Annotated in this window: 17 protein-coding genes; 7 read left to right on the top strand and 10 right to left on the bottom strand. The window is 71.2% G+C overall.

Going from position 1 to position 25,401, the window contains the following annotated elements; genetic code table 11:
- Genes ACZ6S6_RS15670 through ACZ6S6_RS15650 form a run of 5 tightly spaced genes read right to left on the bottom strand, consistent with a single transcriptional unit; the run spans nt 1 to nt 5,950 of the window.
- A complete protein-coding gene (locus ACZ6S6_RS15670) occupies nt 1-1,242 on the bottom strand; it encodes a styrene monooxygenase/indole monooxygenase family protein (protein WP_469705977.1) in 1,242 nt (413 codons plus the stop codon).
- 26 nt (nt 1,243-1,268) lie between these two features.
- The gene (locus ACZ6S6_RS15665; RefSeq protein ID WP_469705976.1) at nt 1,269-1,919 is read right to left on the bottom strand and encodes a GTP-binding protein; all 651 of its coding nucleotides are present in this window, start codon (nt 1,917-1,919) and stop codon (nt 1,269-1,271) included.
- Complete coding sequence (locus ACZ6S6_RS15660) at nt 1,900-2,316, bottom strand: DUF742 domain-containing protein (RefSeq protein WP_362960863.1); 417 nt, start codon at nt 2,314-2,316, stop codon at nt 1,900-1,902. The genes ACZ6S6_RS15665 and ACZ6S6_RS15660 overlap by 20 nt, the downstream gene beginning before the upstream one ends.
- Nucleotides 2,313-2,792: a roadblock/LC7 domain-containing protein gene (locus ACZ6S6_RS15655; RefSeq protein WP_469705975.1), complete on the bottom strand. Its 480-nt coding sequence runs from the start codon at nt 2,790-2,792 to the stop codon at nt 2,313-2,315. Before ACZ6S6_RS15655 ends, ACZ6S6_RS15660 begins: the two co-directional genes overlap by 4 nt.
- Nucleotides 2,789-5,950 (bottom strand): sensor histidine kinase, encoded by a 3,162-nt coding sequence (locus ACZ6S6_RS15650; RefSeq protein WP_469705974.1) that lies wholly within the window; start codon nt 5,948-5,950, stop codon nt 2,789-2,791. The genes ACZ6S6_RS15655 and ACZ6S6_RS15650 overlap by 4 nt, the downstream gene beginning before the upstream one ends.
- A 363-nt stretch (nt 5,951-6,313) precedes the next feature.
- On the opposite strand from ACZ6S6_RS15650, the gene ACZ6S6_RS15645 reads away from it, so the two are divergent.
- On the top strand, nt 6,314-7,096 hold the full coding sequence (locus tag ACZ6S6_RS15645; RefSeq protein ID WP_362960870.1) for a protein phosphatase 2C domain-containing protein: 783 nt from the start codon (nt 6,314-6,316) through the stop codon (nt 7,094-7,096).
- A 24-nt stretch (nt 7,097-7,120) separates the two neighbouring features.
- Here the strand turns inward: ACZ6S6_RS15645 and ACZ6S6_RS15640 are convergent, their stop codons facing one another.
- Nucleotides 7,121-7,618, bottom strand: a complete 498-nt coding sequence (locus ACZ6S6_RS15640; protein WP_469705973.1) for a MarR family winged helix-turn-helix transcriptional regulator — start codon at nt 7,616-7,618, stop codon at nt 7,121-7,123.
- Nucleotides 7,619-7,842: 224 nt separating this feature from the next.
- On the opposite strand from ACZ6S6_RS15640, the gene ACZ6S6_RS15635 reads away from it, so the two are divergent.
- Entirely contained in the window at nt 7,843-8,697 is an 855-nt protein-coding gene (locus tag ACZ6S6_RS15635) for a lysozyme (RefSeq protein WP_362960873.1), read from the top strand.
- A 299-nt stretch (nt 8,698-8,996) separates the two neighbouring features.
- Nucleotides 8,997-9,677 carry a polysaccharide deacetylase family protein gene (locus ACZ6S6_RS15630; RefSeq protein ID WP_362960922.1) on the top strand — a complete coding sequence of 227 codons (681 nt, stop codon included), beginning with the start codon at nt 8,997-8,999 and terminating at the stop codon, nt 9,675-9,677.
- A 150-nt stretch (nt 9,678-9,827) separates the two neighbouring features.
- On the opposite strand, the gene lon is transcribed toward ACZ6S6_RS15630, so the two are convergent.
- Nucleotides 9,828-12,254, bottom strand: coding sequence for an endopeptidase La (gene lon / locus ACZ6S6_RS15625; protein ID WP_362960876.1), 2,427 nt, complete (start codon nt 12,252-12,254; stop codon nt 9,828-9,830).
- A 499-nt stretch (nt 12,255-12,753) separates the two neighbouring features.
- Here lon and ACZ6S6_RS15620 point away from each other — a divergent pair, with 499 nt between their 5' ends.
- The 4 genes from ACZ6S6_RS15620 (at nt 12,754) to ACZ6S6_RS15605 (ending at nt 19,619) form a co-directional block, all read left to right on the top strand.
- The gene (locus ACZ6S6_RS15620; protein ID WP_469705972.1) at nt 12,754-13,446 is read left to right on the top strand and encodes a spermidine synthase family protein; all 693 of its coding nucleotides are present in this window, start codon (nt 12,754-12,756) and stop codon (nt 13,444-13,446) included.
- Between the two features lie 235 nt (nt 13,447-13,681).
- Nucleotides 13,682-14,419, top strand: a complete 738-nt coding sequence (locus ACZ6S6_RS15615; protein WP_014154105.1) for a response regulator transcription factor — start codon at nt 13,682-13,684, stop codon at nt 14,417-14,419.
- Nucleotides 14,416-15,492 carry a HAMP domain-containing sensor histidine kinase gene (locus tag ACZ6S6_RS15610; protein ID WP_362960882.1) on the top strand — a complete coding sequence of 359 codons (1,077 nt, stop codon included), beginning with the start codon at nt 14,416-14,418 and terminating at the stop codon, nt 15,490-15,492. The genes ACZ6S6_RS15615 and ACZ6S6_RS15610 overlap by 4 nt, the downstream gene beginning before the upstream one ends.
- Nucleotides 15,493-15,749: 257 nt before the next feature.
- Complete coding sequence (locus ACZ6S6_RS15605; RefSeq protein ID WP_469705971.1) at nt 15,750-19,619, top strand: multifunctional oxoglutarate decarboxylase/oxoglutarate dehydrogenase thiamine pyrophosphate-binding subunit/dihydrolipoyllysine-residue succinyltransferase subunit; 3,870 nt, start codon at nt 15,750-15,752, stop codon at nt 19,617-19,619.
- 75 nt (nt 19,620-19,694) lie between these two features.
- Here ACZ6S6_RS15605 and fxsT read toward each other — a convergent pair whose 3' ends face one another.
- From fxsT to ACZ6S6_RS15590, 3 genes are all read right to left on the bottom strand, one after another.
- Nucleotides 19,695-22,688, bottom strand: a complete 2,994-nt coding sequence (gene fxsT, locus ACZ6S6_RS15600; RefSeq protein WP_362960888.1) for an FxSxx-COOH system tetratricopeptide repeat protein — start codon at nt 22,686-22,688, stop codon at nt 19,695-19,697.
- Between the two features lie 81 nt (nt 22,689-22,769).
- Nucleotides 22,770-24,161: an aKG-HExxH-type peptide beta-hydroxylase gene (locus ACZ6S6_RS15595; RefSeq protein ID WP_469705970.1), complete on the bottom strand. Its 1,392-nt coding sequence runs from the start codon at nt 24,159-24,161 to the stop codon at nt 22,770-22,772.
- Complete coding sequence (locus ACZ6S6_RS15590) at nt 24,158-25,321, bottom strand: FxsB family cyclophane-forming radical SAM/SPASM peptide maturase (protein WP_469706092.1); 1,164 nt, start codon at nt 25,319-25,321, stop codon at nt 24,158-24,160. Before ACZ6S6_RS15590 ends, ACZ6S6_RS15595 begins: the two co-directional genes overlap by 4 nt.
- Nucleotides 25,322-25,401 lie beyond the last annotated feature (80 nt).

Genomic DNA, 25,401 nt, shown 5'->3' with positions numbered 1-25,401 from the left:
TCAGGCGACCGGACCCGCGACCGAGGCGAGGTACGCGTTCGTCTTCTCCGGCTCGAAGAAGAAGTTGTCGAAGTCCGCCGGGTCGTTGAACCCGTTGGCGAAGCGGTCGGCGACCGGCTGGAGCTGGCCGGCGGCACCGATCAGGTTCAGCACGTGCTCCGGCGGGGCGCCGAGCATGGCGTTCGTCCACCTCGTGACGTGCTGGGCGGTGTCCCAGTAGCGGTCGAACGTGGACTGCATCCACGCCGCGTCGAACTCACCGTCGCCGTGCTCGATGATCGAGTCCAGGTAGGCGTTCGCGCACTTGGAGGCCGAGTTGGAACCCTGTCCGGTGACCGGGTCGTTGGCGACGACCACGTCCGCGACGCCGAGCACCAGGCCGCCGCCGGGCAGCCGGCCGATCGGCTTGCGGACGGTCGGGGCGTAACGGCCCGCCAGGGTGCCGTTGGCATCGGTCAGTTCGACCTTCGTGGCGCGTGCGTACTCCCACGGGGTGAACCGCTCCAGGAGCTCCAGCGTCTTGGCGAGGTGCTCCGAGGGGTCCTTGATGCCCTGGAAGGCGTCGATCGGTCCGCCCGGAACACCTTCCCAGAACAGGATGTCGGCGCGGCCGGACGTGGTCAGGGTCGGCATCACGAACAGCTCGCCGACGCCCGGGACCAGGTTGCAGCGGACCGCGTCGAACTCGGGGTGCTCGGGGCGCGGGCCCATGCCGTGGACGTACGCGACGGCCAGGGCGCGCTGCGGGGCGTCGAACGGCGAACGGGAGGCGTCCCGGCCGAACATGGAGACCAGCTCGCCCTTGCCCGCCGAGACCATCACCAGGTCGTACGTGCGGGAGAAGTAGTCCAGGTCCGAGACGGCCGCGCCGTGGATGACGAGCTGTCCGCCGCGCTGGGCGAAGGTGTCCATCCAGCCGGCCATCTTCACGCGCTGGTCCACGGACTGGGCGAAGCCGTCCAGCTTGCCGACCCAGTCGACGGCGCGCGAGGAGTCCGGCGCGGCGACCGAGACGCCGAGGCCCTCGATGCGCGGGGCCTGGGACTCCCAGAAGTTGAGCTGGTAGTCCCGCTCGTACTGGAGCGCGGTGTGGAACATGCACTGGGTCGACATGACCCGGCCCGAACGGATCTCGTCGGCGGTGCGGTTGGACATCAGGGTGACTTCGTACCCTCTGGACTGCAGTCCCAGAGCGAGCTGGAGCCCGGACTGACCGGCTCCGACTATGAGTATCTTCCGCATCGCGGTTCTCCGTTGTGTGTGACGGCCTAGTATGGGGATGCGTCGAGAGCGTGGCCCACCAGGGCCAACAGCGCCTCGACGACGGCGATCCTGTTACGCGCGTCCATGATCACAACAGGCACGTGCGGAGGTACGGTCAGGGCCTCCCTGACGTCCTCGGCCTCGAACCCCGGCGTTCCCTCGAAGTGGTTGACGGCCACGATGTACGGCAGTCCGCAGCTCTCGAAGTAGTCGAGGGCCGGGAAGCAGTCGTCGAGCCGGCGGGTGTCGGCCATCACGACCGCGCCGATCGCGCCGCGCACCAGGTCGTCCCACATGAACCAGAAGCGCTGCTGACCCGGCGTGCCGAAGACGTACAGCACGAGGTCGTCGTCGAGGGTGAGACGGCCGAAGTCCATGGCGACGGTCGTGGTGACCTTGTCCGGCGTCGCGCTGAGGTCGTCGGTCTCCTCGCTGGCCTGGGTCATCATCGCTTCGGTCTTCAGCGGGGTGATCTCGGAGACCGAGCCCACGAAGGTCGTCTTGCCCACGCCGAAGCCGCCCGCGACCACTATCTTCGTGGCGATCGGGGCCCTGGTGTGGTCCAGCTGCCAGGCCTGGAGCCCTTCGTCGGCCTGGTTCGCGGGCCCCGGCTGACGCGGGGCGAAGAGCGTCGGCTCAGAGACGGCGGAGTCCATTGAGAACCCTTTCGAGCAGTGCGCGGTCGGGCTGGCCGGTGCCGTGCCCGGTCCCGTACACGCGGATCTTTCCCTGGTCGGCCAAGTCGCTGAGCAGCACCCGGACCACGCCGAGCGGCATCTTCAGCAGTGCGGAGATCTCCGCGACGGTACGCATCCGGCGGCAGATCTCGACGATGGCCTGGAGCTCCGGCATGACGCGCGAGGCGAGGTTGCCGTTGGTCAGTTCGCGACGCTCGTCGGGTGCTTCGAGCGCGGCCACGAACGTCTCGACGAGCAGGACGTGGCCGAACCGGGTGCGACCACCGGTGAGCGAGTACGGGCGGACCCGTGCGGGCCGTTTCTCCGCCCCCCGGACGGGGAGCCTGCGGGCGGGTTCGGCGGCGGCTGGGGTCACTGGGCGCTCTCCATCGATTTGCGCAGCTCACTGCGGAGTTCGGGGGTGAGTACGTGGCCGGCGCGGCCGACGAAGAGCGCCATGTGGTAGGCGACGACGCTCATGTCACAGTCGGGGGTGGCGTGCACACCGAGGAGTGAGCCGTCACTGATCGACATGACGAAGACGCTGCCGTCCTCCATGGCGACCATGGTCTGCTTGACGCCGCCGCCCTCCATCAGCTTCGCGGCGCCGATGGTGAGGCTGCCGATACCGGAGACGATGGTCGCCAGGTCGGCGCTGGAGCCTCGGGGGCCCTCTTTCCGGGCCTCCGCCGGGGCACTCTGGTGGCCGGGATCGGAGGAGAGGAGCATCAGGCCGTCGGACGAGACGACGGTGACCGAGTGAACCCCTGGCACCTCCTCCACCAGATTGCTGAGCAACCACTGAAGGTTCCGGGCCTCGGTGCTCAGCCCGAATGTGCTGGGCGCAGTCAACTGCGTGCCTCCTCGACTGTGTCCCCCGTCTCATCGGTTCGACCGTCGGTACGGCCGGCCGCCTCAGTGTGGCCTGTACGGGCGGTGCGGTCGGCCGGAACGGCGGACTCCGGCGTGGCGGCAGATTCGGCGATCTCCGCCTCGACATCCCTGCGGCCGTCCTTCGCGCCCTGGTGGAAGCCGCCCAGCCGGCGGCGCAGCGCGTCCTTGTCCACGCCGCCCTTGCGGTCGGCCGCGGGGGCCGCGGTGGGCGTGACGACCTTGGGGGTGCGCTTGGGCAGCCCCTTGTCGGTGATCCTCTCGGGCTCCGGGTGGCGCGGGCCGGGCACGGCGCCGGCCACGGAGGTGGTGACGGGGGCGGGGGCCGGGGTCGGCGTGGTGGGTGCCGGGGCGGTGGGTGCCGGGGTGGTGGGTGCCGGGGCGGTGGGTGCCGGGGCGGTGGGTGCCGGGGCGGTGGGTGCCGGGGCGGTGGGTGCCGGGGTGCCCCCCGGCTGCGGGCCCTCGTCGGCGGCGCGCTCGTGGCGGTCGGGGCCGATGGCGTACGGGCCGGAGGCGAGCGTGGGCTCGGGGTCGTCCCCGAAGGCGGGGGCGTGGATGTCCTCGGGTGCGTCGTCGAACTCGGGCACCCGGGGCAGCCTGACCTGCATCGTGATCTCGGACTCGGACTCCGGGGGCTGCTCGGCGCGGGAGGGCTGTTCCTGGCGGGCGGGCTGCTCGGGCGCGGCCTCCGGCTCGGGTGCCGGTTCGGGTGCCGGTTCGGGTGCCGGTTCGGGTGCGGGTGCCGGTTCCGGTTCCGGTTCCGGTGCGAGTGCGGCGGGGGGTGCGTGGTCGGGGACGGTCCGGGGACGGCTCTCGGCGGAGCGCGCGTCGGCGGCCCCGGACTCGGCGATCGTCCGCTCGGCCGCCGCGATCGTCTGCTCGGCCGCCGCGATCAGCGGGTCGCCGGACAGCGCCGGGGTGCGGCTCGGCAGTGCGTTGGAGTTGGCCTCGGCGACCGATCCCGGCAGATTCAGGGCGGGTACATCGCCGTGTGCGGTGACCGGCGGCGGGGTGGCGGCCGGCGGCCCCTTCGGCAGCAGGGCCTTGGGCAGTACGACAACCGCGGTCACCCCGCTGCCCTTCTGCTCGCACAGCTGGACCCGTACGGCGTGGCGCGCGGCCAGCAGCGACGTCACCTGGAGGCCGAGACCTGCCCCGTCCGCGTTCTGTTCGCCCGCCTCGAAGAGCGACGGGTCGCCCAGCCGGGTGTTCAGCTCGCCCATCCGCACGGACGACATGCCGATGCCCTCGTCCTGCACGGAGAGCATCACCTCGCCGGTCTCCAGCAGCCAGCCGGAGAGCTCGACACGGGAGTCGGGCGGCGAGAAGGAGGTTGCGTTCTCCAGGAGTTCGGCGACGAGGTGGCTGAGGTCGTCGGCGGCGAATCCGGCGATCTGGGCGTGCGGCGGCAGGGACTGGATGGTGACCCGCTCGTACCGCTCGATCTCGCTGACCGCCGCGCGCAGGACGTCGACCAGCGGAATCGGACCCGGGTGCCCGTGCCCGTGCTCGGCGCCCGCGAGGACGAGCATGTTCTCGCCGTGACGGCGCATGACCGTGGCCATGTGGTCGAGCTTGAAGAGGGTGGCGAGCCGGTCCGGGTCCTGCTCGCGGTCCTCCAGCGACTCGATGACCCCGAGCTGGCGCTCGACGAGGCCGAGGTTGCGCAGCGAGAGGTTGACGAAGGTGTGGTGGACGGTGTTCTTCAGCTTCTCCAGCTGGGCCGTCAGATCGGCCGTGTGGACCTGGAGTTCGGCACGCTGGACGGTGAGTGCCTCGCGGCCGGCGATCAGCTCGGCGCGCTCGCTCTCCAGGCTGTCGAACCGTCCGTTGAACTCGTGGAGCAGTCCGTACAGCCGGCCGTGCAGGGTGTTGATGGACCGTACGACCTGGGCGAACTCGTCGTTGCGGCCGGTGTAGCGGACCGGTTCGGCGGTGTCGGGTTCCGCGGCGAGACGGGCGGCGCCGATCCGCAGCACGGCGAGCGGCTGGGTGAGGGTGCGGGCCACGGCGGTGGACACGCCGACGGCGATCAGCAGACAGCCGCCGAGCAGCGCGATCCGCAGTTCGAGCGCGGTGACGTCGTCGTCGCGCAGCTGTTCGAGCCGGTGGACCTGCGCGGTGCCGAGCGCGGACTCGACGCTCCGCATCCGGTCGATCCGGGCGGAGAGCGCCGCCCCGGTCTTCTTGCTGTCGGCCTTCTGGTCGGAGTCGGAGAGCTCGGGGCGGTCGGTGAGCTCGGCGAGGTACTTCTCCGCGCTGTTGACCTCGGGGCCGGTGACGGTGGAGGCGAGCTTGTCGCGGGCGGCGGCCCCGGCCGCCTGGTCGAAGTCGGCGAGCGAGGAGAGCTCGCCGACCCGGGACTGCTGGGCGGCGGCGCTCAGCTCGTCACGGGTGCGGTCGTCCTTGGTGTCGCCCTCGTCCTGGACCTGGACGGGCAGCCCGGTGAACGGGTCGGTCTGCGTCACCGGCTCCTTGCGGGGCACGGCGAGCGCGGCGAGCAGCAGCCCCCGGGTGGCCGAGGCGTGCTCGGTGGCCTGCCCGAGGGCGAGCGGGGCGCGGCCGGAGCCGGCGGCGCGCGGCGGGGTCTTCTCCGCGAGTTCGTCGGCGAGGCCGTGGAGCTTGGCGATGACCTCGGAGTACGACTGATGGGCCTCCAGCGCGGAGCCCTTGCCGCTGACGGCGTCGCGGCGCAGCGAGGGGATGGTGGAGAGGTCGCGGCGCAGGACGTCCGGGGCCGCGTCCCCGATCTCGTCCACCTGCTGGTCGACGCGGGCACTCCGGCTCCCGGTGGCGCCGGTCCCGCCGGGCTTTCCCTGCCGGCCGGCCGCGATGTACGCGGTGACCTCGTCGCGCTCGTCCGCGAGGGAGTGCGCCAGCGCGATGGCCTGCTGGTTCAGCTCCGCGAGGGTGACCAGCCGCTGTGAGTCGGTCAGATCGGAGGAGGCACTGAGGGCTGCCGGGGCCCCCGCGGCTATGACGGTGATCCCGACGACCGCGACTCCCGCGACCAGCCGACTGCGTACGCGCACGCGGCGCCCGCCTTCAGCCGGCGCCGAAGGCGCCACCTCGGAACCGCTGTTCTTGCCGCCCTTGCTCCGAGGCCGCTTCTTCTGCACCGGTGCTCGCAATCTTGACTCGTCCGCCCTTGAAGCAGAGGTGACGCACGGCCACTTGAAGGAGCGCCCCGACCCCTGGTACGGCTTCTGACCATTCCAGTGCTTTTGAGAGGGGGGCGCACATCAACCGCTCCGCCACTCGAAGGAGTGAACAACACTCCCGAGTTGACGAACAAGTCTCCCCGCGGGGCCCCGACGGCACACCTGGACGCCTGGCTGGAACTTCCGGGCAGGCTTTGGCAGGATGCCCGCCCGCACACCTGACGGAGTGATTACTTCCGCTCCAGCCGCCCTTCTGACCTGCTGGTACGGGGCGACCCCGCCCCGTGCAGGCCTCGTGAAGGCGTCGTGCAGACTGGCCGCATGCGTATGGAGCTCGCCACCGCCGCCGGCATCCCCGGCCGCTCGAACGAGGACTGGGCCGCCGCCGCCCTGCCCGCTTCCGGCCAGGGCGGGGGGCTGGTGCTGCTCGACGGGGTCACCCCGCCGCCGGGGGACGACGGTTGTGTGCACTCGGTCCCGTGGTTCACCGCACGGCTGGGCGGCGCCCTGGTCGAACTGTCGGGTTCACGACGGGATCTGACCCTGCGGGAGATCCTGGCCGAGTCCATCCGGCGCACCGCCGACACGCACCGTTCCCTGTGTGACCTTTCTCACGTACGCACACCGCAGGCAACCGTCGTCCTGGTGCGTTGGGACGGAACCGAGATCGAACACCTGATCCTGTCCGATTCCGTCCTGCTTCTCGAATCGCCCGACGGGACCGTCCGCGCCCTGCTGGACGACCGGCTCGACCGGCTGCCGCCGGGCTCGCTCGCCTCCGAGGAGATCGCCGACGGGTTCCGGAACAAGGAGGGCGGCTTCTTCACCGCCGCCGCCGATCCGGCCGTGGCGCACCGGGCGGTGACGGGGCGCACGCCCCGCGCCGAGGTGCGGGCCGTGGCCGCGATGACGGACGGCGCGAGCCGCTGGACGGAGATGTTCGGCGAGGGCGACTGGACGGCCTGCCTCGGGGTCCTGCGCAAGGAGGGCCCGCAGGGACTGATCGACCGGGTCCGGGCCCTGGAGGACGCGGACACGGACCGCACGCGGCTGCGGCGGGGCAAGACGCACGACGACGCGACGGCGCTCTACGCGGAGCTGTGAGGCCCGCCCGGGGGTGCGCCGCCGTCAGTCCTCCGCACGGGCGTTCAAGTGGTGCAGCAGCCGGGCCAGTTCCGCCACCTCGGCCCGGTCCCAGTCCGCGAGCTTGCGCACGTACCGGTCCCGGCGTGCGTCACGGACGTGCCGGAAGCGGTCGAGACCCTCGTCGGTGAGATGGACGAGGAAGGCCCGCCCATCGGCTGGATCGGGCTCGCGCGCCACCAGTCCGAGACCTTCCAGGGCGCGCAGTTGACGGCTCATGGTGGCCTTGCCGACCCCGAAGTACGAGGCGAGGTCGGTGGCCCGCTGCCGGCCGGCCGACTCCAGGCGTACGAAGAGTCCGTAGGCGGCCGCCTCCAGCTCCGGGTGCACCTCGCGCGCCATTTCGCCGGAATTGGCCCGAGCGCGGCGCAGGAAGACCGCCAACTCCAGCTCCAGGGCAAGGAATTCGTGGTCCACACCACTCCCCCCGGCTGCGCCGGGTTCACTCCCGCTTTCGCTCCCGTGCACGTCAACACCCCTCATGAGCTTTCCTGCCGCTGAAAGTTTCTTTCACCGCTGGTCATCGCCGCAGCTCCGTCAGTATTTCGCAGGAGTAGACCAACGGCACCGCCCAGGCCCTCTTCCGCAGTGCGGGTCTACGTGCGTAGCGTCATGCATGGCATGTTCACACCATGTCGTTCCATCAGGGGTGGGTTCGCCGGTCCCTGAGTCAGCAGATCCCCCCACTGAAGCCTCGGAGGCACGCAATGCCCGTGCACAGATCCGGCTCCAAAACAGTCCGCCGCTCGCGCCTCGCAGCCGCGGGAACTCTGCTCGCAGCACTCTCCCTCCTCATAGCCCTGCCCGGCGCCGCCGGCGCCACGGGCAACCCGGCCACCGGGAATCCCACGAAGCCCGCCCGGGGTTCCGCCACCATGGGCATGGGCGTCGCCGCCCACGACGGCCGGGGCGCACTGCCGGTCGGCACCCGCGCCGTCCAGACCGAGGGCGTGGACGTCAGCGGTCACCAGAACGCCGTGAACTGGGCGGCCCTCTGGGGCAGTGGCGTCAAGTGGGCCTACGTCAAGGCCACGGAGGGCACGTACTACACCAACGAGGACTTCGCCCAGCAGTACAACGGTTCGTACAACGTCGGGATGATCCGCGGCTCGTACCACTTCGCCACCCCGGACACGACGAGCGGTGCCGTCCAGGCCAACTACTTCGTCGACCACGGCGGCGGCTGGTCCAAGGACGGCAAGACGCTGCCGGGCGCGCTCGACATCGAGTGGAATCCGTACGGCGACCAGTGCTTCGGCAAGTCCCCGGCCGCGATGGTCTCCTGGATACGCGACTTCGTGAACACCTACAAGGCGCGCACCGGACGCGACGCGGTCATCTACACCGCGACGAGCTGGTGGCAGACCTGCACGGGCAACAACGCGGGCTTCGGCACCACCAACCCGCTCTGGGTGGCCCGCTACGACAGCACGGTCGGCGCGCTCCCGGCCGGCTGGGGCTTCTACACGATGTGGCAGTACACCTCGACCGGCCCCACGGTCGGCGACCACAGTCACTTCAACGGCGCCCTCGACCGCGTACAGGCGCTGGCCAACGGCTGAGCCGCCGCGCCGGAAGCCGCCCGGCACGCCGTTCCAGCAGGAGAGCCCGGTGACGCACCCCGTCGCCGGGTTCTTCCCGTTCCGCACCCCTGACCAGGCGTCAAGCCTTCGGGAGAGTCGGGCACCCCCTCTATACACCGCATGTATACGTGATGTGTATAGTCCTCCCGGACGCACGCCGTGTGCGCCGTTCAGCCACGAGGGAGTGACCCGCCTTGCCCAGTAGGACGAAGTCGATCGGTGCGGGGTTGGCCGTCGCCCTTGTGACAGCCCTCACCCTGACGCTCAGCGGCTGCTCGATGGAGACCACCGCCCCCGGCTCCGCCCGCGCCGACGCCGGCTCGGACTCCAAGGGGTCGTTCGGCCCGGTGGACTGCCGCAAGGCCAAGTGCATAGCCCTGACGTTCGACGCGGGCCCGGCCGAGGACACGCCGCACCTGCTGGACATCCTCAAGGAGGAGAAGGTCCACGCGACCTTCTTCCTGCTGGGCAAGAACCATGTGAAGAAGCACCCCGACACCGTCCGCCGGATCGAGGCCGAGGGGCACGAGGTGGCCAACCACACCTGGTCGCACGAGATCCTGACGGACAAGAAGCCCGCGCAGATACGCGCCGAGCTGGAGAAGACGCAGGACGCGATAGCGGCGATCACCGGCAAGAAGCCGCGGCTGATGCGCCCGCCGCAGGGCCGCACCGACGACACCGTCTCCGGGATAAGCAAGGATCTGGGGCTCTCCCAGATCCTGTGGAGCGCCACCGCCAAGGACTACTCGACGACGGACTCCGCGCTGATCAAGAAGCGGATTCTGGACCAGGCGAGCAAGGACGGCATCATCCTGCTGCACGACATCTACAAGGGCTCGGTACCCGCGGTGCCCGGCATCATCGACGAGCTGAAGAAGCGCGGCTACACCTTCGTGACGGTGCCCCAGCTGATGGCGCCCGCCGAGCCGGTCCCGGGCACGATCTACCGCCCCTGAGCGGCCCCCTGGGCGGGCCCCGGAGGGCGATCCACCGACCCGAGCCGCCCCGCGTCCGGGTACGCGAAACGGCCCGCTCCCCCGTCGCCGGGGAGGCGGACCGTCCGTACCGGCCGTGCCCGTGGTGCCACGCCCGTCACTGCGTGACGCCTACGCGGCGGCCGGGATCCTCCGCTCCGCCCTGGCCAGGGCCGGGGCGAGGGCGATGTCCAGCACCTGGCGGACGTCGGTGACCGGGTGGACGTCCAGCTTCTCCAGCACCTCGGCCGGGACGTCGTCCAGGTCGGCCTCGTTGCGCTGGGGGATCACCACGGTGGTAATGCCCGCGCGGTGGGCGGCCAGCAGCTTCTGCTTCAGGCCGCCGATCGGCAGCACCCGTCCGGTCAGTGACACCTCACCGGTCATCGCCACATCCGTACGGACCTGCCGTCCGGAGAGCAGCGAGGCCAGCGCGGTCGTCAGGGTGATGCCCGCGCTCGGGCCGTCCTTGGGGACCGCGCCCGCCGGGAAGTGAATGTGCACGCCCCGGTCCTTCAGGTCCGCGACCGGCAGTTCCAGCTCCGCGCCGTGCGACCGCAGGAAGCTCAGCGCGATCTGGGCGGACTCCTTCATGACGTCGCCGAGCTGGCCGGTGAGGGTCAGTCCGGACGCCCCGGTCTCCGGGTCCGCGAGCGACGCCTCCACGAAGAGCACGTCTCCGCCTGCTCCGGTCACCGCGAGCCCGGTGGCCACTCCCGGCACCGCGGTGCGGCGCTCCGCCGGGTCCTGGGCGGCCTCGGGGACGTGGTGGGGCCGCCCGATGAGGCCGCGCAGGTCCTCGTCGGTCACCGTGAACGGCAGCTCCCGGTCGCCCAGTTCGTGCTGGGCCGCGACCTTGCGCAGCAGCCGGGCCACGGCGCGCTCCAGGTTCCGTACGCCGGCCTCGCGGGTGTACTCGCCGGCCAGCTTCCGCAGCGCGGACTCGTCGAGGGTGACCTCGTCCTTCTCCAGGCCGGCCCGCTCCAGCTGGCGCGGGAGCAGGTGGTCGCGGGCGATGACGACCTTCTCGTCCTCGGTGTAGCCGTCGAGCCTGACCAGCTCCATCCGGTCGAGGAGGGCCTCCGGGATCGCTTCCAGGACGTTGGCGGTGGCCAGGAAGACGACGTCGCTGAGGTCGAGTTCGACCTCCAGGTAGTGGTCACGGAAGGTGTGGTTCTGGGCCGGGTCGAGCACTTCGAGGAGCGCCGCGGCCGGGTCGCCCCGGAAGTCGGAGCCGACCTTGTCGATCTCGTCGAGCAGGACGACCGGGTTCATCGAACCGGCCTCCTTGATGGCGCGGACGATGCGCCCCGGAAGCGCGCCGACGTAGGTGCGCCGGTGGCCGCGGATCTCGGCCTCGTCCCGGACACCGCCGAGCGCGACCCGGACGAACTCGCGGCCCATGGCGTGCGCGACGGACTCCCCGAGCGAGGTCTTGCCCACGCCGGGCGGTCCGACCAGGGCCAGCACCGCGCCGCCGCGCCGCCCGCCGACGACGCCCAGACCGCGGTCCGCGCGCCGCTTGCGCACCGCGAGGTACTCGGTGATGCGCTCCTTCACGTCCTGGAGGCCCGCGTGCTCGGCGTCCAGGATCTCCTGGGCGCCGCGGATGTCGTAGGCGTCCTCGGTCCGCTCGGTCCACGGCAGTTCGAGGACGGTGTCGAGCCAGGTCCTGATCCAGGAGCCCTCGGGGCTCTGGTCGGAGGAGCGCTCCAGCTTGTCGACCTCCTTGAGCGCGGCCTCGCGCACGTTCCCGGGAAGGTCGGCGGCCTCGACGCGGGCCCGGTAGTCGTCGGACTCGTCGCCGGAAGCGGAGTCACCGTTGAGTTCGGAGAGCTCCTTGCGTACGGCGTCGAGCTGGCGCCGCAGCAGGAACTCGCGCTGCTGCTTGTCGACGCCCTCCTGGACGTCCTTGGCGATGGACTCGGCGACGTCCTGTTCGGCGAGGTGTTCACCGAGCCACTGGATGGCGAGCTTCAGCCGGGCGACCGCGTCGACGGTCTCCAGCAGCCGCACCTTCTGGGCGACGGTGAGGAAAGGGGAGTATCCGGAGTTGTCGGCGAGCGTGGAGATGTCCTCGATCTGCTGGACCCGGTCCACGACCTGCCAGGCGCCGCGCTGCTTCAGCCAGCTGGTGGCGAGCGCCTTGTACTCCTTGGCCAGCTCGGCGGCGGCTCCGGGAAGGGGATCGGGGACGGTGGAGTCGACCCGCGTCCCTTCCACCCAGAGCGCCGCGCCGGGCCCACTGGTCCCGGCGCCCACGCGCACCCGCCCCCGGCCGCGGATGAGCGCGCCGGGGTCTCCGTCGGAGAGCCGTCCGACCTGCTCCACGGTGCCGATGACACCGATCCCGGTATAGGTGCCGTCGATGCGCGGAACGAGCAGCACCTCGGGCTTGCCGCCGCCCTCGCGGGCCGCGGCCTGGGCGGACTCCACCGCGGCGCGTACGTCGTTGTCGGACAGGTCCAGAGGCACCACCATCCCGGGCAGCACGACCTCGTCGTCGAGCGGCAGCACAGGCAGGGTGAGCGGTGTGACCGCATTGGACTCAGTAGCCATGATCTCCCCTTCGGCAGTCAAGTTGAGCTATGAAGACTCAATGCTTCTGAGCCGCTCAATGTTCCCCGGGGCGTGTTCGCTGTGAGCGATCAGGTGGCGGCCACCGCTGAGCCTGCCTCTGCCTGCCCCGTGTCCAACGCCGTACGGGGTCCGGGTAGTCCCCCCTCCTTCATGACGTTCGCCGCGCCGCCACGGGCACGCTGAGGCCCCGGGCTTGCTCAGGCCCCGCGCACCGATGCCCGAACAGCATTGCCCGCGGGCTGCCCGCGGGCAGGGCAGCGTGCCCGCATGAGCGGTGACCGGGGACTGGAGCGGGACGGCACGATCGCGCGGGAGGGCCCTCCCCCTGACCGGGCCCGCGCCCGGTCCGTCCCCGAAAGGGGCGGACCGCTGCCCGTTCGGGCAATCCGCTGGCCCGGACGCGGCGCGGCGGGCCAGGATGGCCGGGACACCGACCGGCGGTGACCCAGCCGTCGACCAACCACCGGAGACCCGCGCCATGCACCACACCGACGGCCCCGACGCCCTCGCCCCCGTCACCCTTGACCGCCGGGAGGGACCGTACGGAGAGGTAGTCCTGCGCCGGCGGGGCGACGACTTCGAGATCATCGCCAACGGGTGCTTCCTGATGGACACCTCGGACGGGCGCTCCGAGCGGCTGCTGATCGACGCCGCGCTCGCCGCGCTGCCCGCCGGGCGGCCGGCCCCGGCGGTGCTGATCGGCGGGCTCGGGGTCGGGTTCTCGCTCGCGCGGGCCGCCGCCGAGCCGCGCTGGGGGCGGATCGCGGTGGTGGAGCGGGAGCGGGCCATCGTGGACTGGCACCTGGGCGGACCGCTGGCCGGGATCTCGGCGGTGGCGCTCGCCGATCCGCGGACCGCGGTCCTGACGACGGATCTCGTCGCCCACCTCCGTACGACTACGGAACGTTACGACGCGCTGTGTCTGGACATCGACAACGGGCCGGACTGGACGGTCACCGAGGACAACGCGAACCTCTACTCCCCCGCCGGTCTCGCCGACTGCCACCAGCGGCTCACACCCGGCGGAGTGCTCGCGGTGTGGTCCGCGCAGCCGTCCGAGAAGTTCGAAGAAGCCCTGCGCGATGCCGGATTCCATGGGGTTCGAACCGAAGAAGTAGGCGTTGCCCGAGGTGTGCCCGACGTGGTCCATCTCGCAATTCGTGCGGCCTGAGATCCCCCCGCCGGGTATGCGGGCCCCTGGGACGCCCGGGGGCCAAGCGCCACAAGAGCGACACTCCGCCTCCTCCGCGCGGTCAACGCGCTCCCGCGCCCTTGCACCCTGCGTAGCCGGGAGCCGCCCGCTGCCTTTACGCTGCTGACCGATGACGGGATCTCCCGCGAAATTCACAAGCGATAACCGTGCGTCCGGGGGAATGTCCCCCGTGAGAACGGGCAGGGGCGGGGCGATGGAACAGACACACACCACCCACAACGGTGTCGCGGCCACCCCTGGCGCGCAGCGCCGGGTACTGGTGGTCGAGGACGACGCGACGATCGTCGATGCCATTTCCGCCCGGCTGCGGGCCGAGGGTTTCCTGGTGCAGACCGCGCTCGACGGCCCCGCGGCCGTGGACGCGGCCGAGGCCTGGCAGCCGGACCTGATGGTGCTCGACATCATGCTTCCCGGTTTCGACGGGCTGGAGGTCTGCCGCCGGGTGCAGGCCCAGCGCCCGGTGCCGGTGCTGATGCTGACCGCCAGGGACGACGAGACCGACATGCTCGTCGGCCTCGGGGTCGGTGCCGACGACTACATGACCAAGCCGTTCTCCATGCGTGAGCTGGCGGCCCGGGTGCACGTCCTGCTGCGCCGGGTCGAGCGGGCCGCGCTGGCCGCCGTGACGCCGCGCAGCGGCATACTGCGCCTCGGCGAGCTGGAGATCGACCACGCACAGCGCCGGGTGCGGGTGCGGGCGGACGACGTCCATCTGACGCCGACCGAGTTCGACCTGCTGGTCTGCCTGGCCAACACGCCGCGCGCGGTGCTCTCCCGGGAACAGCTGCTGGCCGAGGTCTGGGACTGGGCGGACGCCTCGGGCACCCGGACCGTCGACAGTCACATCAAGGCGCTGCGCCGGAAGATCGGCGCGGAGCGGATCCGTACCGTGCACGGCGTCGGTTACGCCCTGGAGACTCCGGCGCCATGACCGCGCCCGGACCGGGGCTGCGGCCGTTCTCGATCAAGGCCAAGCTGGGCACGCTCGTCGTGGTCTCGGTGTTCATCACGACCGGACTGCTGATGGTGGCCCTGCGCACCCGTACCGAACTCCGGTTCATCACGGTGTTCTCGGTCATCGCGACCCTGCTGATCACCCAGTTCGTGGCGCACGGTCTGACCGCGCCGCTGGACGAGATGAGGGCCGTGGCCCGGTCGATCTCGCACGGCGACTACACCAGACGGGTGAGCGGCGCCGACCGGCGTGACGAGCTGGGCGACCTGGCGCAGACGATCAACCTGATGGCCGATGACCTGGAGGCCGTGGACCGGCACCGCAAGGAGCTGGTGGCCAATGTCTCACACGAGCTGCGCACCCCCATCGCGGCGCTGAGAGCCGTACTGGAGAACGTCGTGGACGGGGTGTCCTCGGCCGACCCCGAGACGATGCGCACGGCCCTCAAGCAGACCGAGCGGCTCGGCAGGCTGGTGGAAACGCTCCTTGACCTGTCCCGGCTGGACAACGGCGTGGTGACGCTGAGGGCCGGCCGTTTCGAGGTGTGGCCGTATCTGTCGGGGGTGCTGAAGGAGGCGAACCTCGCCGCCGGCCACCGCCGGCTCTCCTCCGGCTCCGGCAATTCCACCCGCAAGGACGTCCATCTGCATCTGGACGTGTCCCCGCCGGAGCTGACCGCGCACGCGGACGCGGAGCGGCTGCACCAGGTGGTGGCGAACCTGATCGACAACGCGGTGAAGCACAGCCCGCCGCACGGCCGGGTGACGGTGCTCGCGCGGCGCGGGGCGCTGCCGGAGTCACTGGATCTGGAGGTCCTGGACGAGGGCCCCGGTATTCCGGAGTCCGAGCGGCACCGGGTCTTCGAGCGTTTCAACCGGGGAGAGGTGACATCGCCGCACGGTCCGGGCAGCGACGGCGGCACGGGTCTCGGCCTGGCGATCGCCCGCTGGGCGGTGGATCTGCACGGCGGACGGATCGGTGTGGCCGAATCAGTTCGCGGATGCCGCATCCGCGTCACTCTTCCGGGGATCCATCAACCGCGCGGTTGACATAGGGTTCGAACCGGAAGGGCACGTTCTGCGTGTTCTGTTCAAGGGGTACGGTCCAAGGGGCCGCAACTGCGGCCTCGCGTACCCGGAGCAATGCGGAACCAAGGTTGTTTCCCGCCATTTCCTGCGCCGAAACCCGACTTTCGATGTGACTTGCACGACGAAGACCGGCCCGGTCCGCATGGAACGGTCCGGGAGGCGTAGCCTTGATTTCCGCTGTCCACCACCTTGTGAAGCGGAAGAGGGCGGTTGCCGCCGTGTCGTCTCAGTCCCCCAGTAACTCGAGCATCTCGACCGACCAAGCCAGCCCGGGTTCGAACCCGGCTGCTGCTTTCGGCCCCAATGAGTGGCTCGTCGACGAGATCTACCAGCAGTACCTCCAAGATCCCAATTCGGTCGATCGCGCCTGGTGGGACTTCTTCGCCGACTACAAGCCGGGTACGTCCGGCACGGCGGACAAGCCCGTTCCCGGCGCCGCAGCCGCGGGGGCTGCGGTGCCAGCGGCTCCGGCCGTGACCGCACCGACCGCCGCCACCAACCACACCGCTCCGGCCGCGCCCGCGCAGCCCGTGGCCCAGGCCCCGGCGGCACCCGCCGCACCGGCGCCCGCTCCTGCCGCTCCGGCACCCGCCGCACCGGCGGCTCCGGCAGCTCCGGCGGCTCCGGCGGCTCCGGCGAAGGCCGCCCCCGCCCCGGCGGCTCCGGCAGCACCGGCTCCGGCCGCGAAGGCCGCCGCCGCTCCGGCCACCGAGGCCCCCGCCGGGCCCGAGTACGTGACGCTGCGAGGCCCCTCGGCCGCGGTCGCGAAGAACATGAACGCCTCGCTGGAGCTGCCGACGGCCACATCCGTCCGCGCCGTCCCGGTGAAGCTGCTCTTCGACAACCGCATCGTCATCAACAACCACCTCAAGCGGGCCCGGGGCGGGAAGATCTCCTTCACGCACCTCATCGGGTACGCGATGGTGCAGGCCCTCAAGGCCATGCCGGCGATGAACTACTCCTTCGCCCAGAAGGACGGCAAGCCGACCCTGGTCAAGCCGGAGCACGTCAACCTCGGCCTGGCCATCGACCTGGTGAAGCCGAACGGTGACCGCCAGCTGGTCGTCGCGGCCATCAAGAAGGCCGAGACGCTCAACTTCTTCGAGTTCTGGCAGGCCTACGAGGACATCGTCCGCCGGGCCCGCAACGGCAAGCTCGGCATGGACGACTTCACCGGCGTCACCGCCTCGCTGACCAACCCCGGCGGCATCGGCACCGTTCACTCGGTGCCCCGCCTGATGCCCGGACAGGGCCTCATCATGGGTGTCGGCGCGATGGACTACCCGGCGGAGTTCCAGGGCACGTCGCAGGACACCCTCAACAAGCTCGGTATCTCGAAGGTCATGACCCTGACCTCGACGTACGACCACCGGGTCATCCAGGGCGCGGCCTCCGGCGAGTTCCTGCGGGTCCTCAGCCAGCTGCTGCTCGGCTCGAACGACTTCTACGACGAGATCTTCAAGGCGCTGCGCATCCCCTACGAGCCGGTCCGCTGGCTCAAGGACATCGACGCCTCGCACGACGACGACGTCACCAAGGCCGCGCGGGTCTTCGAGCTGATCCACTCCTACCGGGTCCGCGGCCACGTCATGGCCGACACCGACCCGCTGGAGTACCGCCAGCGCAAGCACCCCGACCTGGACATCACCGAGCACGGCCTCACCCTGTGGGACCTGGAGCGGGACTTCGCCGTCGGCGGCTTCGCCGGGCAGACCCTGATGAAGCTCCGCGACATCCTCGGTGTGCTGCGTGAGTCGTACTGCCGCACCACCGGCATCGAGTTCATGCACATCCAGGACCCGAAGGAGCGCAGGTGGCTCCAGGACCGGGTGGAGCGTCCGCGCCCCGCGCCGGAGCGCGAGGAGCAGCTGCGGATCCTGCGCCGGCTCAACGCCGCCGAGGCGTTCGAGACGTTCCTGCAGACCAAGTACGTCGGCCAGAAGCGGTTCTCGCTGGAGGGCGGCGAGTCCGTCATCCCGCTGCTCGACGCGGTCATCGACTCCGCGGCCGAGGCGCGCCTCGACGAGGTCGTCATCGGCATGGCCCACCGCGGCCGGCTGAACGTGCTGGCGAACATCGTCGGCAAGTCGTACGCGCAGATCTTCCGGGAGTTCGAGGGCAATCTCGACCCCCGGTCGATGCACGGCTCCGGCGACGTCAAGTACCACCTGGGCGCCGAGGGCACCTTCACCGGTCTGGACGGCGAGCAGATCAAGGTCTCGCTGGCCGCCAACCCCTCGCACCTGGAGGCGGTCGACCCGGTCCTGGAGGGCATCGCCCGCGCCAAGCAGGACATCATCAACAAGGCGGGCACGGACTTCACGGTCCTGCCGGTCGCGCTCCACGGCGACGCGGCCTTCGCGGGCCAGGGCGTCGTCGCCGAGACGCTCAACATGTCGCAGCTGCGCGGCTACCGCACCGGCGGCACGGTGCACGTCGTCATCAACAACCAGGTCGGCTTCACCGCCGCCCCGGAGGCGTCGCGCTCCTCGATGTACGCGACGGACGTCGCGCGCATGATCGAGGCGCCGATCATCCACGTCAACGGTGACGACCCGGAGGCCGTGGTCCGCGTCGCGCGGCTCGCCTTCGAGTACCGGCAGACGTTCAACAAGGACGTCGTCATCGACCTCATCTGCTACCGCCGCCGCGGTCACAACGAGGGCGACAACCCGGAGTTCACCAACCCGCAGATGTACACGCTGATCGACAAGAAGCGCTCGGTGCGCAAGCTCTACACCGAGTCCCTCATCGGTCGCGGCGACATCACGCTGGAGGAGGCCGAGCAGGCGCTCCAGGACTTCCAGGGCCAGCTGGAGAAGGTGTTCGCGGAGGTCCGCGAGGCCACCTCGGCACCGTCCCAGCCGCATGTCCCGGACGTCCAGGCCGAGTTCCCGGTGGCCGTTACCACCGCGGTGTCCTCGGAGGTCGTGAAGCTGATCGCCGAGTCGCAGGTGAACATCCCCGACGGGATCACCGTCCACCCGCGTCTGATGCCGCAGATGCAGCGCCGTGCCGCCTCGGTGGACAACGGCACCATCGACTGGGGCATGGGCGAGACGCTGGCCATCGGATCGCTGCTGATGGAGGGCACCCCGGTCCGGCTCGCCGGACAGGACACCCGCCGCGGCACGTTCGGCCAGCGCCACGCGGTCCTCGTCGACCAGAAGACCGGCGAGGACTACACCCCGCTGCTCTACCTCTCCGAGGAGCAGGCCCGCTACAACGTCTACGACTCGCTGCTCAGCGAGTACGCGGCGATGGGCTTCGAGTACGGCTACTCGCTGGCCCGCCCGGAGTCGCTGGTCATCTGGGAGGCCCAGTTCGGTGACTTCGTCAACGGCGCGCAGACCGTCGTGGACGAGTTCATCTCCTCGGCCGAGCAGAAGTGGGGCCAGACCTCCGGCGTCACGCTGCTGCTGCCGCACGGCTACGAGGGCCAGGGCCCGGACCACTCGTCCGCCCGCCCGGAGCGCTTCCTCCAGATGTGCGCGCAGGACAACATGACGGTCGCCATGCCGACGCTGCCGTCGAACTACTTCCACCTCCTGCGGTGGCAGGTGCACAACCCGCACCACAAGCCGCTGATCGTCTTCACCCCGAAGTCGATGCTCCGGCTGAAGGCGGCCGCCTCGAAGGTGGAGGAGTTCACCACCGGCGGCTTCCGTCCGGTGATCGGCGACGAGTCGGCCGACCCGAACGCGGTCCGCAAGGTCGTCTTCTGCGCCGGCAAGGTCTACTACGACCTGGAGGCCGAGCGCGAGAAGCGCGGCGTCACGGACACCGCGATCATCCGGCTCGAGCGCCTGTACCCGCTGCCGGGTGCCGAGATCCAGGCGGAGATCGCCAAGTACCCGAACGCCGAGAAGTACCTGTGGGCCCAGGAGGAGCCGGCCAACCAGGGTGCCTGGCCGTTCATCGCCCTGAACCTCATCGACCACCTGGACCTGGCCGTCGGCGCCGACGTCCCGCACGGTGAGCGCCTGCGCCGCATCTCGCGGCCACGCGGCTCCTCGCCCGCGGTCGGCTCGGCCAAGCGCCACCAGGCCGAGCAGGCACAGCTGCTCGACGAGGTCTTCGAGGCCTGACCGGCACATCACGAACCGAGGGCCCGGCACCGCGAGACGATCGCGGTGCCGGGCCCTCGGCGTTGCCCCCGGTCCTCAGATGCCGGGCGGCTCGAAGTCCCAGTAGGGACGGTTGCGCGAGCGCGCGGAGACCGTGTGGACGTGCTGGGCGCCCAGGGTGGCCGCCAGATCGTCGAGCGCCTCCGTCTCGACCTTGTCCGCACGCTGCCGGTCGCGCACTCCACGCAGATCGGCCGCGTGCGCGACGCGGGCGGAGAGACACAGCGGATGGGTCCGGCCGAGGGATTCGGTGGCCCGGACGACGACGGAGTCCATCAGTTCGGCGGCGGATTCGGGGTCACCCACCAGATTGCGCAGCGCCGAGGCGTTGATGGCGCAGCCCAGGGTCCAGGGGTGGTTCTCGCCGACGGCCTGTGTCATGGCGGCGAGCGAATCCTCCAGGACGGCGTGCGCGTGCTCCCGCTCGCCCACGCTGCGCAGGATCAGGGCGTGGTTGGCGCGGGTGCCCGCCACATACGGGTGCTGCTCCCCCAGCATGTCCGCGTAGCCGCTCACGACTTTCTCGCTTATGCCCCTGGCCTGGTCGATGTCGGCGTGCTCCCGGGCGAAGCAGCTCTGGCTCGCGGCGAACATCATGGTCAGCGGGTCGTTCTCGCCGAGCACCCGCTCACAGCGTTCGAGCACCCGGGTGAAGAGCACGGCGGCCTTGCTGCGCTCCCCCGAGCGGTAGTGGCAGAGAGCGAGGTTGTGCTCGGCGCCCAGCGTCTGGGGGTTGTCGTTGCCCATCACGAGACGGTGCACCCGGGCGCTCTGGGTCTGGAGCGATTCGGCCTCGTTGTAACGGCCGAGCAGGCGCAGATCGGTGGCGTAGTTGAGCTCGGAGAACAGGGTCCAGTTGTGGCGCGGCCGGAGCAGCTGCCGGCGGGACTCCAGGGTCCTGCGGTTGAGTTCCAGGGCCTCCGAGTACCGGCCGAGCAGTCGGAGGGAGATGGCCAGGTTGTTCTGCGCGTTGAGCGTGCGCGAGTCCTGGTCCCCCAGCAGTTCGCGGTACGAGACCAGGATCCAGCTGGACATCTCGTGCGCCTCGTCGTACCGCCCGAGGCCGCGCAGGTCGGCCGCGAGGCCGCCGGCGGCGCGCAGGTGCTCCAGGTCCTGGGCGCCGCGTTCGACGCGCAGGTGGTCGACGGCGGCCCGCTCGATCGCCTCGGTTCCGGCGTAGTCGCCGACCGCGCGCAGCAGGTTGGCGTAGTTGTAGCTGAGGTCCCAGACCCGGGGGTGGTTCTCGCCCAGCAGCTCGCCCCAGGCCTTCGTGGCGCGGGAGCCGAGCTTGATGCCGGCCCGGTACTCCCCGGAGAGGTACATGTAGCGAAGGCAGTTGAGCACCAGGGAATGCACCGCGGGGTCGGTGCTGCGCAGCACGTCGGCCCACTTCAGGTGCGGGGTGATCTCGGCGTATCCGGGCCACAGCCGGGTGTCGGTGGGGCGGCCCGGGTCGGCGGAGGCGAGTGCCCGGCGGACCACGTCGGTGAATTCCTCGCGGTCGCGCTCGGGCATGTCCTTGCGGACGATCTGGTGGACCATGCGGTGCAGATAGATCGACTCGCCGGAGGACGTCTCGTCGATGACGGACTCGTGGGACTCCAGGCGGACCACGGAGTACTGGCGCAGCTGGCTGATCGCCTTGTTCCACAGCAGCGGGTCGTTCATCAGGCCGGAGAGCTGCTCGGGCAGCTCGCCCGGTGGCATTTCCTTCAGCAGCCGTACGGGAATGGAGCCGGGTGCGAAGAAGCTGCACAGGCGCAGCAGGTCGACGGACTCGGGGACGGTGTCCCGGAGCTTGTTCAGCAGTATCGACCAGGCGGTCTGGAAGGCCAGCGGGAAGTCGGCGGAGACCTTGACGACGTCCTGGTCGATGCCGCCGCCGAGCAGCTCGATGTACTCCTCGACCGACATGTCGGAGTCGTTCAGCCAGCCCGCGGTCTGGTCGAGCAGCAGCGGCAGGTCCTCCAGCGCCTCGGCGAGCCGGCCGGCCTCGGTCCGGGTGAGGCGCGGGGCCCGGCGGAGGATGAAGGCGACCGATTCGTCACGGTCGTAGACCGGTACCTCGACCAGGTTGCTGTTGTGCTCGCTCCACTCGGGGTTGCGGGAGGTGATCAGGACGTGGCCGGGGCCGGTCGGCACCAGGTCCCAGATCTGTTCCGGCTCGTCCGCGCCGTCCAGGACCAGCAGCCAGTGGGCGTACGGGTCGCCGCGGCGCAGCGAGTCGCGTACCGCGCGCAGCCGTTCGCCGTACTCGGCGCCGGTGGACAGGCCCAGTTCCGGGGCGAGTTCGGCGAGCTTCTGGCGGTAGAGGGCGCGCCGGTCGGCGGGCACCCACCACACCACGTCGTACTCGGAGCCGAACCGGTACACGTACTCGGCGGCCAGCTGTGTCTTGCCCACCCCCGACATGCCGTGCAGGGTGACGACGCCCGCACCGGACCCGGCGTCCTGAAGGGCCGTGTAGGCCTTGCTGAGCAGTTCCTCGCGGCCGGTGAAGCGGGTGTTGCGGCGCGGCACCCCGCCCCACACCTCGGGGGTGTCGGCCGGATAGCGCGGGCCCGGCCGCGCCGCGGCGGACTCGGGCAGCGGGTCGGCGGGCAGCCCCAGGCGTACGAGCAGCCGGCGTTCGGCCTCGTCCGCGCCGACGTTCGTCAGGTCCGCGGCGCCGAAGACCGAGGTGGCGCCGGGAAGCGCCGAGGTGGTGACGGACACGGCGGCGAAGCGGTCCGGGTCGGGGGCGACGACCTCGCGCAGGGCGCGGTTCCACTCCTCGTGGCCGCGCGGGCCGACCTGGAAGTACCAGTCGCTGAGCAGGACCAGGATCCGGCCGCGGGAGAGCATCAGGTCCCGCAGGGCGTCCTCCAGCGGGACCTCGACCGGAGGGTCCCAGCGCTGCTGGACGACCGTCACCCCGCGCCGCTCAAGCCGGTCCGCGATCCACGCCGCCCAGGCCCGGTTGAAACCGGCGAAACTGAGGGTGACGGTCTGCGCCCCGGTTGCTCCAACTTGCCTACGCGTTCCGGGCATTCAACCGTCTCCCTGACCTCGTTACGAGCTCTTTCAAGATACACCGGAGCTTGTGCGCACCGGCCTGAATCACCTGGCTGCTCAGCTCCTTGGTGATCCGTTCCTCTGCTGCCATATCACCCTGGCGGTGCTCACATAGGCCTCCGCGCGTGCCAGATGCCCCGTGGGTGGCGGCGAATCCTCCAGACGGTGGTAGACCGTGATCATCTCGTTGACGACGACCCGACCCTCGGGGGTCAGCCCGGCCGAGCCTGCCAGTACCGGCAGTACGGCTCCGACCTGTTGGCGGCAGCGCGCGTGTTCCGCCCAGGCCAGATCGCGGTGGGTGACCCGCCGCGCGCCGAGCGCGAACCGCTGCCAGTAGTCGGCGAGCGCCAGGTGCGAGTAGGCGCCCTGGAGCAGCCCGTCGAAGGGCCTGGGGTCAGAGCGCCACGGTGCGAAGTGGCGCGGGGTGGCGTCCTCGTGGTGCAGCCGGACGAGTGCGCCGAGGGCGGCGAGCTTGGTGTGCTGGAGTTCGTGCACGAGGGTCGAGGCGAAGTAGGCGGGGGTGGCCGGCTTGCTGCTGAGGACCGCGCCGAACGCCTCGCGCCGGGTGCCGCTGCAGTGGGCCGCGCCCTGGCCGGACGGCCCGGAGCCGGGCGGCGGTCCGAGCGGGACGAGGCAGCGCAGCAGGACGGCCGCTTCGGTGAGCCGGTGCTCGCCGCCCACGCGCAGCAGCGGTTCGACCCCGGACCAGGAATCGGTCCAGGCCTTGCGTTCCTGGTCGTCGAGATGGGTGGCGGCGCTCAGTCCGTGGCGTTCGAGCCCGGTGCCGCGGGTGCGGTAGGGGTCGAGGTCGTCCAGGGGTACGGGGCCGGCGCCCGGCAGTACGGCGGGCAGGGTGAGCACCGGCAGCCAGCGGGGGTCGGCCGAGGTCATGGTGCCGTCCGGCAGGGCCCGTACCGAGAGGGGCGGCGCACCGGCCGGGCGGATCGTCAGCTCGCCCCCGGCGTAGGTGAGTGCGACGGGGCCGGGGTCCGCGCGCACCGCCCCCAGGGTGGGCAGCGAGAGCAGTCCTTCGCGGGAGGTGAGCCGGGCGGTGCGGGGCAGTGCGGCCCGGATCGCGGCAGCCGCCGCGAGGGCGCTCAGGTGGGCCAGGTCGGTGTGGAGCTCCGGGCCCGTGGCGGTGGCGCCGGTGAGGCCGCCAAGGAGCCGTTGCGCCCAGGGGCCGGCCATGGGGTGGAACAGCACGGTGCGCGCCGCGGCCCGGTCGGCGCGTTCGGCCGCTTCGAGCAGCGCCCAGTCCTCGTGCAGCCGGTCGAGCGGACGGGGTGGGCATACGGTCGTGGGGGCGGCGGCCGCCGCGTCGAGCACGGCCCTGAGGAGGACGAGGCGGCGGGTGTCCTGATCGCGTACGAGCAGGCCGAGGGAGTCGGTGTCGCCCTCGGTGCGGCCGAGTTCGCGCAGTACGCGATCAGGGATGGCGGGGCTCATGGGGGGTCTCCTGCGGTTGCGTCGGCGAGCCGGCCCGCCACGTGGCGGATCAGCCGTTCGAGGTCCGCGCAGTAGACGGAGGGGTTGATGAAGCCGTTCTCTGCACGGTAGCGGTGGGCGTAGTGGCCGCCGCCGCAGACGGTCAGCAGCGGGCAGGCGCGGCAGGCTGCGGCGAGCGCGCCGGCTCCCGCCTGTCGGGCGGCGACGCCGGGGTGGCGCAGGGCGTCGTCGAAGGTGTGCCGGAAGACGTCGAGTCCGGTGGCGGCGGCCGTGTCGTAGGCGGATTTGAGGGAGTCGACCTGTTCGATCGATCCGTCGGTCTCGACGACGACCGCGTTGACGGGGTCGAGGCCGAGGGATTCGGTGGCGGCGGGCAGGCCCAGGAGCAGGGCGACGCACTCCTCGAAGATCCGGATCCGGGTCTCCCGCCTGGCCGCCGGCCACCAGCGGTCGAAGACGGCGCACAGCCAGTCGCCGTACGGGGTGGCGCGGCCCGGCCCCGGCCCCGGGCCCGCCGTGCTGCCGGTGAGGTCCGGCAGTCCGGGCGGCGGGCGGGTCCAGTTGCCGTGCGGCAGGAGCAGGTCCAGGGCCGGCGGTCGCAGGGCGAGCAGCGACTCGTACATCTCCACGGGGTCGGTGCGCGGGTCCACGACGGTGAGGATGCCCGCGTACGCGTCGGGGTGGTGGTCGGCGAGGAGCCGGGCGCCGCGCGAGGCGGCGGGCCAGGAGGGGCGGCCCGCGTGGTCGGTGCGCCGGGAGTTGTGGGCGGCCAGGCCGCCGTCCAGGCTGATGCCGATGCTGATGCCGTGCCGGGCGAGCGTGGTGACGCCCTCGTCGGTGAGCAGGGTGGCGTTGGTCTGGACGGTCGCGTGGACGGTGCAGCCCGCGGGTACCCGCTCGCGCACCCGGTTGGCGAGGGCGGCCAGCCGGGCCGGGCCCGCGAGCAGGGGTTCGCCGCCGTGCAGCACCAGGGCGACGTGCCGGAGGCGGTGGGCGGCCGCGTGTTCGGCGATCCGGTCCGCGGTGCGGTCCAGGACGGCGGGCGCGGCGGCCGCGGGACGGCTCCGCCAGGTGCGGTCGGGGCCCTCGTACAGGTAGCAGTACCGGCAGGCCAGGTTGCAGCGGCCGTGCACCTTCACGATGAACTGCCCGAACGGCACGGGTGGGGGCGCGTCGGCGCGCGGCGGCCCGCCGCGCCCGTTCCGCGCCTGTTCCGTGTACCGCTCTGCGGGCCGCTCCC

This window comes from Streptomyces sp. NPDC048671, assembly GCF_055587045.1.
This window is presented reverse-complemented; position numbering and strand designations above follow the sequence as displayed.